The organism is Fuerstiella marisgermanici (assembly GCF_001983935.1).
GTDB classification, from domain to species: domain Bacteria; phylum Planctomycetota; class Planctomycetia; order Planctomycetales; family Planctomycetaceae; genus Fuerstiella; species Fuerstiella marisgermanici.
This window is the reverse complement of the sequence record NZ_CP017641.1, coordinates 1,082,981-1,096,110: the sequence shown is the minus strand read 5'-3', so window position 1 is coordinate 1,096,110 and position 13,130 is coordinate 1,082,981. Positions and strand designations below refer to the sequence as shown.

The 13,130-nt window shown below is 55.8% G+C and carries 11 protein-coding genes; 6 read left to right on the top strand and 5 right to left on the bottom strand.

Annotated features, from left to right (window positions below):
- Positions 1 to 730 precede the first annotated feature (730 nt).
- Entirely contained in the window at positions 731 to 904 is a 174-nt protein-coding gene (locus tag Fuma_RS03990) for a Flp family type IVb pilin (RefSeq protein ID WP_077023007.1), read from the top strand.
- A 430-nt stretch (positions 905 to 1,334) separates the two neighbouring features.
- The gene (locus Fuma_RS03985; RefSeq protein ID WP_077023006.1) at positions 1,335 to 2,333 is read left to right on the top strand and encodes a hypothetical protein; all 999 of its coding nucleotides are present in this window, start codon (positions 1,335 to 1,337) and stop codon (positions 2,331 to 2,333) included.
- 66 nt (positions 2,334 to 2,399) lie between these two features.
- Here the strand turns inward: Fuma_RS03985 and Fuma_RS03980 are convergent, their stop codons facing one another.
- Entirely contained in the window at positions 2,400 to 3,113 is a 714-nt protein-coding gene (locus Fuma_RS03980) for a creatininase family protein (RefSeq protein WP_077023005.1), read from the bottom strand.
- Between the two features lie 41 nt (positions 3,114 to 3,154).
- On the opposite strand from Fuma_RS03980, the gene Fuma_RS03975 reads away from it, so the two are divergent.
- Positions 3,155 to 4,528: a mandelate racemase/muconate lactonizing enzyme family protein gene (locus tag Fuma_RS03975; protein WP_077023004.1), complete on the top strand. Its 1,374-nt coding sequence runs from the start codon at positions 3,155 to 3,157 to the stop codon at positions 4,526 to 4,528.
- 272 nt (positions 4,529 to 4,800) lie between these two features.
- Positions 4,801 to 6,264, top strand: a complete 1,464-nt coding sequence (locus Fuma_RS03965; RefSeq protein WP_077023002.1) for a RecQ family ATP-dependent DNA helicase — start codon at positions 4,801 to 4,803, stop codon at positions 6,262 to 6,264.
- Positions 6,265 to 6,303: 39 nt separating this feature from the next.
- On the opposite strand, the gene Fuma_RS03960 is transcribed toward Fuma_RS03965, so the two are convergent.
- Positions 6,304 to 7,272 carry an alpha/beta hydrolase family protein gene (locus Fuma_RS03960; RefSeq protein ID WP_077023001.1) on the bottom strand — a complete coding sequence of 323 codons (969 nt, stop codon included), beginning with the start codon at positions 7,270 to 7,272 and terminating at the stop codon, positions 6,304 to 6,306.
- Positions 7,273 to 7,499: 227 nt separating this feature from the next.
- Here Fuma_RS03960 and Fuma_RS03950 point away from each other — a divergent pair, with 227 nt between their 5' ends.
- Positions 7,500 to 8,267 carry a lysophospholipid acyltransferase family protein gene (locus Fuma_RS03950; RefSeq protein WP_145943959.1) on the top strand — a complete coding sequence of 256 codons (768 nt, stop codon included), beginning with the start codon at positions 7,500 to 7,502 and terminating at the stop codon, positions 8,265 to 8,267.
- Positions 8,268 to 8,462: 195 nt separating this feature from the next.
- On the opposite strand, the gene Fuma_RS03945 is transcribed toward Fuma_RS03950, so the two are convergent.
- On the bottom strand, positions 8,463 to 8,936 hold the full coding sequence (locus Fuma_RS03945; RefSeq protein ID WP_077022998.1) for a hypothetical protein: 474 nt from the start codon (positions 8,934 to 8,936) through the stop codon (positions 8,463 to 8,465).
- 12 nt (positions 8,937 to 8,948) lie between these two features.
- A complete protein-coding gene (gene lnt / locus Fuma_RS03940) occupies positions 8,949 to 10,934 on the bottom strand; it encodes an apolipoprotein N-acyltransferase (protein WP_077022997.1) in 1,986 nt (661 codons plus the stop codon).
- A 247-nt stretch (positions 10,935 to 11,181) separates the two neighbouring features.
- Here lnt and Fuma_RS03935 point away from each other — a divergent pair, with 247 nt between their 5' ends.
- Positions 11,182 to 12,075: a lipase family protein gene (locus Fuma_RS03935; protein ID WP_083732532.1), complete on the top strand. Its 894-nt coding sequence runs from the start codon at positions 11,182 to 11,184 to the stop codon at positions 12,073 to 12,075.
- A gap of 79 nt (positions 12,076 to 12,154) precedes the next feature.
- Here Fuma_RS03935 and Fuma_RS03930 read toward each other — a convergent pair whose 3' ends face one another.
- Positions 12,155 to 12,877 (bottom strand): YebC/PmpR family DNA-binding transcriptional regulator, encoded by a 723-nt coding sequence (locus Fuma_RS03930; protein ID WP_077022995.1) that lies wholly within the window; start codon positions 12,875 to 12,877, stop codon positions 12,155 to 12,157.
- Positions 12,878 to 13,130 lie beyond the last annotated feature (253 nt).

Sequence of the window (13,130 nt, the reverse complement as noted above, 5' to 3'; positions counted from 1 at the left end):
GACCGAAACCATTGTGAATCGCTTTGACGTCTCTGCCGGAATCGATCGTTGTGGCATGACTGTAACGATTGTCATGCCGCCTTCGATTCGTCGTGCAGTGCAGGGCGAAGGAAACGCCGGGGTTTCACTCGTTACTCGTTCCGACCCTGGCCACACACATGTCACCCAATTCCACAAGGGTCAACGACATAGAACCCCTAACAAAACCTGTGTGAGCCGCGACGTTTGTGGTTTCGTTTCAGGCAAGAAGTGAGGAGGAGGCGACAATTGTCGTCGACGACGAACGCCGCCGCCTGAGGCGGAACCACAAGCGGCCCGGAGGGTTGCGACGACAGCAGCCGATCTGCGGCGTCAGCGCTCCTCGACGACATCTGTCGCCTCGTCACTTTTCCTTGCATCTCGACCACTGTCGTCACAACGCGGCCACACAGCTTTTGTTAGGGGTTCTTAGTTATTGTTTGATTTCGCGCCGCTCACGCCAATCCGAATCTTTTCTCCAAAAGAATTTGACAGCCCAATTTGCCGACCTAGTTTTGTGTCAGGTCACTGAGACAACCGCTTCGCTACTCGGCCCACCGGCCTGACGGCGAAACACATTGTCGGTGACTTAATCGTAATGAGAGTCTTCCTTGCGGCATGCGAGGTTGCGATTTGGGTTGGTGAGATGAGTCTTCTCACTGCAAAACTATTTGTCCGATTGTTACGGACTTAACCTGAGGGGTTATTCGAGATGTTGAAATTCGCAAACAGTGTGAAGAAGTTCCTGGTATCTGAAGACGGCCCGACTGCAGTTGAGTACGCAGTTATGCTGGCTCTGATCATCGTTGTCTGCCTTGCCGCTGTTTCTACCATCGGTAGCGCTGCAAACAGCAAGTTCCAGACTGTCGGCAACTACCTGACATAAGCTGTTCACGCCTGCGGGCGTGACAGTCATACGGGGCACACAGACCGCAAACGCAACGCCGCGAGGCGGTCGACCTCCCAGGGAAATCAAGAAGACTCGGTTCAGTTTTGGACCGGGTCTTTTTTTGTGCGCTACTGGTTGGGACAACTTAGCTGAACAGCGCCTCCTTTGGTCATCGGGCCGTGGTTTCGGTAACCCGATGTGTAAGCGATGGATCGAGATGCGACGAATCCCTCGCTTACACTTCGGGTTACCATTCGCACCAACATGGCGCTGTCCAGTTAGGACAACGCGAATCGTAGTGGGACTCGCCTGAGTTGCTGCGATTCGAACGGAGCTCGCGTTTTCCGACGAGATCCAATACGCCACAAGAGCGGATGCATCCGGTCTTTCCTGGCGCTACTGGAGTCTATCGAACGCATATTCTACCATGCTGTCTTTCCCCGATGGACTTACCAGCATGCCCAAGGCCATTCGCACAGATTCCGTAAACAACCGCACCACCGGCCTGGCGACGCCTGGCATTTACTATGGTAAGCCAGGCAGCGTTCGGCAGCAGGTTCATGACGGCGATACTCTTAACGTCAGCCCGAAGGGAAACGTCGCCGTACGTTTGCTGGGCATCGATACGCCGGAAGTCAGCTTCGCCTTTCCGGGCCCGACACTCAGGTTCGTGGACCTGCAGAAGGACGAATGGAATCAGTTTCTGTCGTCGCCGTTTGACGAGAAGTGGGGCGCGTACAAAACGATGGTTCCAGCCGAACTGCGAACTCTGATTCAGTCAAAGGTTGTGGGCCAACCGGGCACCAGCCATTTCGAACATGCCACCAAAGCGACCGACGGGTTCCGTCAGGTGGTGACGGACGATATGAGGATCATGGGACAGGATCTGGATTCGTTCGGTTACTACATGAACTTCGGGTTTGAGATCATGGACGGCTTCGGCCGGTTCCTGTGCTTAATTAATCGTGATCAGCCGGATCGCGACAAGCCGACTCGACGCCCCCCGACCTACAACATGCGCTTGTTGCAGCGGGGCCTGGCGTTTCCGTATTTCATTTGGCCCAACGTCAATCCGTGGGACCGCCCGGATTCCATCATGCAGGCCGTCATTCCGCCGGGCAAAGCGAAGCAGATGGCGGAATCGGATTCCGAATTAGTGATGGCTCGCGGCCATGTGAAACGAGCTCGCGCGAACCACGTCGGCATCTTCGACGCGATGGATCCGCTGTTGCTGGAACCGTTTGAACTTCGCTTTTTGTCACGTCGCGAATTGCCCAGTCGCTACGTGATCGACCTGACATCTGATTCCGATCGACTGATTCATCCGCACAACTATTTTTCCGTGCCGAATTCGGAAGACCGCCTTTGGCTGCCGTCCATCTACGTTCCGCTGTTTGAAAAAGCCGGGTGGAAGGTGGACGCATAGCAAACCTCGGCACAGCTACGCGCTCGCAATTTATGGTTATCACATGCGTCGCGGTTGTTGCGTGCGTCATTCGAAAAACGCGGGCACTTCGGCAGTTCGTTTTCGGTCCAGCATCTCCTGCAGATAGTCGGCCACTCGGTCGACCGTTCGATCGATGAGAAGCTGGCCGTTTTCTGCCGTCGCCATGGCCGGAGCGGGGTCGGGCTGGTCGGCTACTGCTTCGCTTCTTACGTTTTCCGGGAAGGCGGCCAGGGCGAACGCGGTTTCGAATTCCTGAGCGTGGCCGGGGATGCTCTTTGATTGCAGTTCGTTGGCATCGGCTTCGGTCAGCACGTCCCAGTAGGGCAGAAACTGCAGATTGACCTGAAACTTTCGGAGCAACTGATCCCAAACGGCTCGACACGGCACGATGTTGCCGCCGTGTCCGTTTAGCACGAGCACATTTTCGAAACCGGCTCTCACGACACTGTCGATCAGGTCACCCAGCACAGCCAGAAACGTGGCTGGCGTGAGCGTGAGAGTACCGACGTGCTTCATATGGTGCTCGCTGATTCCCGCCATGACACCCTGAGCGACAACGACATGCGGCGATAGTTTCTCTGCGACTCGCAGCGCGATATAATTGGCACTTCGCCAGTCGTGTTCCATCGCGAGGTGTTCGAGGTGCTGTTCGATGGCAGCGATGGGAATGATGCAGGCTCGCAATTCGCCGCTGTCCATTCGTGTTCGAAATTCACGTCGAGTATGTTTGTGCAGCAGAAGCCGGTCTTCGGGTCGCATTGATTTTTGTGTCCGTGTTTTTTGAAGGGTAACGTACGCTCATGATGACGAATCGACGCAGCTTTCTAAAGCGAACCGCAACACTGGCATCTGTGGGTGCACTCACAGGTTTTACGCGCCAGTCGATTATGGCGAACGGTTCTGTTGTCAATGATCGACAGTTTGAAGTCGTCAGCGTCGACCGCACAACGGTGAAGCTGGAATACCGCGAAACACCGCGCCGCAACATGGACCGCGAACTGCCTCATTGGCGCTACATCGAATTGTGCAGAGTAAAGTTGAAATCAGGCCAGACGGGCGTCGGCGAAACATTGCTGTACTACACGTGGGGCGTCCCGTCGGAAACAGATGTAAAGCGAATCGTCGGCAAAAGCGCGATCGAAGTGATGTGGGACGACACTCTGGGAGCCGGTTTGCAGATGGCGTTGTTTGACGCCGTCGGCCGCACCGCAGAAGTGCCCGTGCATGCATTGATGGGAAGGCAGGTTCACAGCACCACGCCGCTAAGCTGGTGGAATATCGACACGTCCGCCGCCGACATGGCATCGGAATGTCAGGAAGCCCGGAAGCTTGGCTACGTTTCTTACAAAACCAAAGGCCGACCCTGGTTCGACATTTTTGAACAGCTCGAAACCGCCACGCGCGCCCTTCCGGCCGAATTTAAAATCGACATGGACTTCAACGATACGTTGCTGACCGCCGAGAAGGGAATGAGCATCCTGAGACGCCTGGCGAAGTATCCGCAGGTTGACATTTATGAATCGCCGATTCCGCAGTCGGACATTCCCGGCAACCAAAAGATCGTCCAAAACACACGCGTTCAAATTGCGATGCACTACGGCAGCCCGAAGCCGCGACTGGTGGTGGAATCCGGCTGTTGCGATGGCTTTGTCGCGGGCGGCGGAGCCAGCTCGCTTACCGCGGCAGGACGGTTCTGCGGCGAAGTGCAAATGCCGTTTTGGCTGCAACTGGTGGGCGCCGGCTTGACGGCCGCGTATTCGCTGCATTTTGGCGGAGTGTTGCGGCAGGCTCGGTGGCCAGCAGTAAACTGTCACCAACTGTTTGAGGACGATCTGCTGCAGGAACCAATCACACTTCAGAATGGTCTCGCAGCAGTGCCCGACAAACCGGGTATTGGTTACGAAGTGAACTGGGACACGGTTGAACGCCTGAAAGTAGACCGACCCAAATCTCGCCCGGAACCGCATCGACTGATTGAAACCACATGGGCCGACGGCAAACGCATGTACACGGCGAGCAACGGAAAAGTGAACTTCATGTTGACGGCCGCCAATGAAGGCAAGTATCCGTACTTCGCCGCCGGCGCGGACACTCGGCTTGTCCCCAACAACAATTCTCCCGAATGGCGTGAGCGATACAAAAAGGCGCGCGAACAAGGGCCGATCGAAGCGTGATGAGGCTGCGGTCAAGGCGGCGGAAGTCCTTCTGGTCGCGCCGTTTGTCGCATTTGGGATGTGGCGACTTTTGAATTTCGACGCACGCCAGGCGGCGAAGACGGAAGACCTGGAGTTCACACAGAAAGCTCGAAGAAAGCCTGGACGAAACAGTTCCGTGTTTTCAGTGCCTTCTGTGGTTCAAAATTAAACTTACTCACAGTTGCCATCTTCAATTCGCTACAGTTCGGAATTCATTGTAAGCCCGTCTTTGCCAATCAACTGACTCATTAATGACCACTGCTACTCCGCCGAACATCCTGAAAACTCACTTCGGCTTCGATACCTTTCGAGGCCCTCAGCAGCAGATTATCGAACACGTGCTAAGCGGTTCGCATGCGCTGGTGATCATGCCGACGGGCATGGGCAAGTCGCTGTGCTATCAGATTCCGGCGCTGGCGATCGCGGCGGATGCTCCAAAAAGCGATAAGCCGCCAATAACATTGGTTCTGTCGCCGCTGATCGCGCTGATGAAGGACCAGGTAGATTCGTTGCAGGCCAAAGGCATCAAGGCGACGTTCATCAATTCGTCGCTGCGAAAACATGAACGTGAGAACCGCTATCAGGCGGTGGCCGATGGACGGTACTCGCTGCTGTACGTGACTCCGGAACGATTTCGGAAGCAGGAATTTCTGGACGTCATCGCCAGCCGCGAAGTCAAGCTGCTGGCCGTCGATGAAGCTCATTGCATCAGCGAATGGGGCCACGACTTCCGCCCGGACTACACGCGACTGTCCGATCTGCGAGCCATTATGGGCAACCCCACCACGATCGCACTCACCGCCACCGCAACGCCGGAAGTACAGGCCGACATCGTAAAACAACTTGGCCTGCAACCGGACGATATTCGCCTGTTTCACGAAGGGATCGATCGTCCAAACCTGGACCTGAAGGTGATGGACGTGTGGGACGGCGATGAAAAACTGGATGCCATGAAGGTCATCTTCGACCGCTGGCTGACACCGAAATCGACCGGCAGCGGAATTGTCTACTTCACGCTGATTCGCACACTGGAAGAATTCAGCGACCGCCTCCGCGCGGACGGCGTCAAGCATGTGTGCTACCACGGGGGCCTGGAACGGCGCGAGCGCAAGTCCATTCAGGATGACTTCATGAACGGGCGCAATCGCCTGGTGCTGGCGACAAATGCGTTTGGCATGGGAGTCGACAAGGAAGACATTCGGTTTGTGATTCACGCCGACGTGCCGGGTTCGATGGAATCGTACTACCAGGAAATCGGGCGAGCGGGCCGCGACGGCGAACCGGCCGAATGTGTTTTGCTGTACGACCAGCGGGACTTGAATACTCAGATGGAATTTCTGCGATGGAGTAACCCGGACGCCGATTTTTATCAGCGAGTTTACGATCACCTGAAGAATGAAACCGAACAGATTCGAGCGTTCGGAATCGACTGGCTGCGGGAACGCTTATGCGATCGGCAACGGCATGATCGACGCGTCGAAACCAGTCTGGCAATGCTGCAGCGCTATGGCGTGATTGAAGATGAAATTGATCTCGCCAACGTTGAGGTCACCGGCCCGATGCCTGAGAATCTGGCCGACGAAGAACGCCTGGCAGCCAAGCTCTTGCGCGATCAGAAGAAGCTGTACGCGCTGGTGCAGTACGTGCAGTCGGAAGACGACCGGAAGGCATTTATTCACGAATATTTCGGTCTGCAGTTGCCGTCAGCAGAATAAAGAAAGCACCAGTGCGATTCAGCATCCGCGCTGCTGTCTTCACTTGCCGCCGTGTCTCGCCAGCCAATCACAGGCGGCGGATGGCAGACTTTCGTGGCCGCCTTCGAAAATGGTGACTCGCGCGTGGACTGACGTCCGGCGCAACAGGATGTCGCGGCCCAGCAGTTCGTCCGGCTTTTGATCGGACGGTTGAGGGTTCTTGAGACGCCGGTCGGTCCACAGTTGTTCCATTTCCTCTTCGGTAACAGGCGCCGTCTTGCGAACCTTTGCGATTTCGTTAAACGCAGTTAGCGAGTGACGGACAGGAACCGAGCCGGTGTGACCATCGTTGACGCCAGCGTAGATATCAATCGGCAGGTCTCCCAAATTGTGGATATGGAACAGTGGCGACCGGTCGCGATAATCTGCGTCCACTTCCGGACTGCTGCCGGGCGGTGCGCCGAAACATTTCAGAATCATTTTTGCGTAGTTCTGCGGTTCGCCGTCCTTCACATGAAAGCGATACCATTCGGCGAGGTCGCTGATTCCGACCCATGCCGACACAGATGTGAACCGGTCCGGATGGTGGCCGGCCATCAGCATTGCCATGTGTCCACCGCCGGACACCCCGGCGAGATGGATTCGTGAGCGATCGACGTTGAATTTTTCGCAAGCCCAGTCCATCGCGTCGAGCACGTCCTGTCGAGCATACTTCGAACCGCATGCCTTGGGCGAGCTATTGGCACCTCGGAAGTCGGGATGCACGTAGATCCATCCTCGTTCCATCGCTTGCTGTTGCCACTTGCTGTTGTCCTGCTTGTAGTTGCCGCTCCATGAATGCAGAAACACGAACAGCGGCGTTGGCTGCGTGCGAGCCGTCTCTGGAGCCCAGTACAACACATTTTGTTTTTCGCCGTCCAAAGTGCTGTCCACCAGGACACTCGTCAGCGCCGGCAACTTTGATTGAGCGAACGCGAAAGCCGGTACCAAAATGAATGCGAAGGACAACAGTGCAAGCACGAATTTCATGACGACTCTACTTCTACCAGGTGACAGGCGACGGAGGAAATTCCGCCGATCTCAATTCTTCGCAGATCGTCTCCCGCATCACAAGCCAAATTGGCTTTCTGCTCAGCTTCGCGTGCGAAATCGCTGCCGAAATCCTGAGATTCCAGAAACCGGGCGGTTGACGTATGCTGCGTAGCTGCTGAAATTCGGCACGCTCCATTTTGTTGACCTCCGGCAAGGATGCCGTCATGAAGATTCGAAATCCGTACGTGAACTGGATGATCGCTCGAGTGGCCACATGGATGCTGCGGGCACTGTTTCTGACCGTTCGCATCGACCATCGAAAAGCGGTCGAAGATGGTACACCTTACGCTCGCACCACCGGAACGCTGCGATACTGCTTTTGTATGTGGCACGACGTCATCGTCGCGGCTCTGTTTTCGCGGAAGACATTCAAGCTGTCTGGCCTGATCAGTCGCCACCAGGACGGTACCTACCTGACTCACGCCATCAAAATGGTGGGCATCACGCCGGTGCGAGGTTCCGCCAGCCGCGGGGGTGCCCAGGCAACTCGGCAACTGATCGACCGCCCTGACCTGCACGTCTGCATCACGCCGGATGGTCCACGGGGACCTCGACGAGTCATGAAAGACGGCATCGTGTACATCGCGTCTCGCACCGGACGGCCCGTCGTGCCATCGACAATTACCGGCACCAATTATTGGTCCGTGCCCGGCGGCTGGTCGGACATGTTGATTCCCAAGCCGTTCTCTCGCCTGCTGCTGCTGGCCGGACAACCGATCTTTGTGCCGCCCGATATTTCTCGTGAAGAAATTGCCGAGTTCACGGAGAAAATACAACTCGAAATGGACCGCCTGGACCTGATTGGGCAGCGGTTAATTCGCGGCGACGAATCAGTGGCAGACTTGATCGGGAAGGTTGGCCAGTATCCAGACGATGCCGTGCGGCCAGTCGTGACTGAGACTGAGAATGAGAATCTATCGAAGGCAGCTTAGCTGGACAGCGCCACGTTGGTGCGGATGGTAACCCGAAGTGTGAGCGAGGGATCGAGTTGCGACGAATCCCTCGCTTACACTTCGGGCTACCAAAAAAGTACGGCCCAATGACCAAAGGTGGCGCTGTCCAGTTAGGCTCCGTCCCGCACTTCGCAATTTGCCCGGGAATCCTGTGCGCCGCAATTCGTTCGCCGGTTACTTTTTGCCTGTGTCGCGCACGACAACAAGTTCGTGATTCGCGACGTCGTACTCGTACTTCTTGCCGGCACCGAGCACCGGCAGGCGGATATGGTTTTCTTTGATGATTCTGGTCATGAATTCATCATGATCCTTTGGGTACCGACCTTCCAAAGCGTGAAATAGCTGCACCGCTTTGGTCACTCCCAGCTCAGCCGCTTGTTGCTTTAGAGGACCATAGGCTTCCAGCGCGCCTGTGATGGGGTTGCTGATTTTCACTTTGGAATCAACGGTTTCTTTACCGTCGTCCGGATTAAATTCGCCAATGTCGTCGGTCGTTTTGGGCCGGCCAGCAACCGGAGCTTCGGCCTTCTTTGGCGGCCGAGGCGGGTTGGCCGATGGACCAGCGGAGTCTACACAGCCGACGAACAGCAGGCCAAACGCGACGCAGGTGAATGTACGAACGACGGCTGCGTTGAAGATTGATCTCATGGCGAACAGCTTTCAAGAATTTGCGTGGGCATTAGCAACTGAAGGTTTTCGCATTCCAACTGCAATTCCCACCAATACCAGAAGGCTGCACAAGATCGCAAACCAGTCGCCGTATTTCAGATAGACCGTCGAACGACCGTCCAGCGGTACCTGAGCCGTCATCACGGCAGAACACTGCCGATAGCGACGGCCGGTCTCAGGGTTGATCAGCGATTCCACCTGCACGGGCTTATCAAACGCACCATCGTCAGCTTCGGGGACAACTAGAAACGTTTCCGGTTGCCGGATGCGTCCTGACGAATCGATGAATGCCGAAACTCCAGCATTGACGGCTCGCACCATCGGCCGTCGCGTTTCGATGCAGCGAAACGTCGCCGTGATCAGATGCTGATCCAGTTCGCTGGAGCCTCGAAACCACGCATCATTCGTCATGTTGATCAGCACGTCAGGCATAGCGCCGGATTCGCCTTCGGTGTTGACGACGCGACGTACCAGCTGAGGAACCGTGTCTTCGAAGCAGATAATCGGAGCGAACGAAGCCTTCGCGTAGTCGAAAGCCTTCGGCTGACTGCCGGCCGCAATTCCGTAGTCCGGCGGAAATGGGGTAAGTCGCACCAGCCACGGCAGAGTTTCTTTAAAGGGAAGGTACTCACCAAACAGGACACGATGAATTTTGTCGTAGCGGCCCATGTAGCCCAGGTCCGGGCGCACGAAAGCCGCCGAATTATAAACGCTGCGCTTGTCCTTTTCGATGACTTCGGTAATCAGACCAATCAACATGGCCGTGCCCGTTTCCTGGCTGATGTTTTTCAATAGGTCACGCGCTCGCTGACTTCGCCACCTTGCGATAATGTCCTGTGCTAAAGCGCTGTTGCTGGCACGGCCGGGCATCGTCAGGTTGCCTGTCAGATCGTCGTCCGTGACATCGTCGGCAATCACGACATCGTGTTCGGGAAACATGGTTTCCGGCCAGACAATCAGGTCCGGCCGGTGCTGCGACGCAAGTCGAGACAACAAATTGTGATCCAGCCACATCTTTGTTGACTTGGTCGGATCGTGCTTCAGTTCCGGCGTAAAATTGCCCTGTACGACGGAAACGACCGGCCCATCACCTGCCGAGTCGACGGGTTGAATTCTGTTCATTCCGTAAAAGCAACTGCCAGCCACTGCCGCGATCACGCAGGCAACCGCCACTCGCTGACCGCGTGATGAACTGCTGCTTGTCGTATCAACAGAAGGCGCCAGCCGCAGGCGAACCAGCAGCCCCGCAGGCAGACATGCCGCTATCACGCCGGAAGCCATCGCGATCAAAAACGAAACACCGTACGCTCCGGTGACATCCGAAATTTGCACCAGCGTCGTCCAGCGGTATTGCGAATGAGCCAGGTAGTACCACGAAAAACCGGTTAACAGGTAGGCTCGCACGAATTCCAGCGCTGTCCAGACCAGCGGGACAGCCAGCCACATCGGGCAGCCGGCTTTGATCACTTTTCTACTGATGGCCACGAATGCGGGAAAGTACAGCGACACATAAAACGCTAAGGCAACCAGAGCTCCGTACATGGTCACATGCCCGAGTCTCATCCATTGCAACGTGGCAATCGCCCAGATGAAGGCGCCAAATCCCACAGCCAGGTAGGCTCGTTTCGGAAGCCGTTCAACTCGCAGCAACAAACACAGCGGCACTAACGCGATCCATGCCAGCGGAGCGAAGTTAAGCGGAGCAAAGTCCGGCGGCATGAACCTGGACCAAAAAAGCGCGATCCAAGCCAGTGGCGCGAAGTCCAGCGGCGTGAAGCTCAACCAAAGCAGCACTCCGGTGGCCAGCGACATCGAAAACACGGGCCACGCCGATCCCGGAGCGGTCTCAGCCTGCTGCCCGGATCGGATGATGCGATCGATATCCGGGCGCAACTCCGTCGGGACTGCCGGAGGGCTCTTGACGGACTCAGGTTCGGGCAGTGTCACAGGTTCGGTATCGGTTAATGCAATCGCCAAGGGATCCGTTCCTTCTGCAGCGACAGGAGACTTTAGGTCGTACGCACGCGGATCGTACCGTTTTCCCGATTGGCCGAAAACCGCATCTTGGGATCTCGCAAATTCGCCGTCTTGCCTAAGCTGGCATCCGCGAATTGCAGTGGAAAGCGCGGCTCAGAGGTGGAAAACCTGCGTCGAAATTGTGATTCTGCGGGCTCGGGTGGCTCCGCCGTCCACCAACACAGTAATTCTGAAGATCCCAACTGCCATGTCCGACGCTGCGTCTCTGGTCCCGATTCATTCCAAAATCACGTGCCCCATCGAAGAAAAGCCAATGCTGGTGCAGTCGCTGCTGTTTGCCGAACTGTCCAGCGCGTCGTACTACGATGAAGTCCACGCGGAACGGATCGTGGAACATATGGGTTTTGAAGGCTTCCAGTACTACGATCGCGACGGTGCTCAGGCCTACATGTACTGGAACGATACGGACTGCGTCGTCGCATGCCGCGGGACGGAGCCAAACGAATGGAACGACATCAAGGCCGACGCCAACGCCGTGGCTGTCGTGACGGAAACGTTTGGCCGAGTCCACAAGGGGTTCAATCAGGAAGTCGACGACCTGTGGCCCATTTTGGAAAATGCACTGGTCGAAAACAAAAAGACGCTGTGGTTTACGGGCCATTCGCTGGGTGGCGCGATGGCGACCATCTGCGCGGGACGCTGCTATCTTTCAGAAATCGAATCCATGCCAAAAGCGCTATTCACTTATGGCAGTCCTCGTGTGGGAGACAAGCAATTCGTGAACTTCGTCGAACTGGACCACACTCGCTGGGTCAACAACAACGACATCGTGACTCGCGTACCGCCTGCTTGGATGGGCTACCGCCACGGTGGCACCGAAAAATACCTGAACTGTAACGGCAAGTTTCGAGACTTATCCGGTGTGCTGCGGCGGGCCGACAGGTGGCGTGGCTTTTTGCGCGGCTTGTTAAGCTTCAAGGTGGACCATTTTTCCGACCATTCCATCGATCGCTATGTCGAATACATCTTGGGCGCGGTGCAGGAAGCGGGCGACCTGCAAGAAGTCGACGATACGCTGGGCAAGTTGCCGGAAGGCGAATCGCCAGCAAGCGACGGCGAAGCAGTGACGGCGAAGCAGTGACGGCTTAGTTCGAATGTTGCGGCAACAGGAAACACGGAGCGACGGACATTCTGCTGGTTTGTGATGTCAAACCGCCGCCTTAGTCCGGCAAAACAGCGTTGTGGTAGACGTCCTGGACGTCGTCGCAGTCATTCAGCATTTCAATAAACTTATCGAACGTTGGCCGGTCCTCTTCACTGATTTCCGTTGTTGTTTGAGGCAGAAACGTAATTTCCTGAACCTCCAGTTCAATTTCAGGAAACGCTTCCTGCATTGCAGTGGTCGCTTTATAAAATTCACTTGGCGGAACAAACAGAGTCACTTTGCCGTCTTTGCATTCGGTGTCGTCGACATCGATATCAGCATCCAGCATGGCTTCCAGAACTTCTTCTTCGTTGTCGCCTGCGAAGGAAAGCACCGCAAGGTGGTCGAACAAACGCGACACTGAGCCAGCCGTTCCCAGCTTCGCGCCGGTCTTTGTAAAGCAGTTGCGAACTTCTGTGATCGTGCGGTTGTTGTTGTCCGTCAGGCAATCGATAATCACTGAGCATCCGCCCGGACCGAAGCCTTCGTAGCGTGCTGCCGAGTAATCTTCACCGCCGGTGCCGCTCGCTTTTTCGATGGCTTTTTCAATAACGTGGCTGGGCACCTGATCTTTTTTGGCGCGTTCAATCAGGTTTCGCAGCGCCGGGTTGCCTTCGGGATCGGGAACTCCATTTTTGGCCACGACGTACAACTGCTTGCCATACTTCGCATACAGCTTGGACTTCTGTCCGGCCGTTTTCATGATGGAATGTTTACGATTTTCGAAGCTTCTGCCCATGGTTCGTCTTCTGACCTGAGTATGTTCAATTCCGCTCGACCGCCTGTTGCAGGCATCACTTGCCTCAGTACGAATCTCTTCGCGGAATGATCGCACCGATGGCCTGTCTGATCAATCGCAAGCGATGCATCGATTGTCGGAGTCTCAAAAATCGACCGCAAAAAACGTTAGAACGTTGATGCATTCTACCGGCAAAGAATTCCTGCCATTGTGAGTTAGCGTCAACTTATTCTGACGGCTGCTTTGAAGTCGC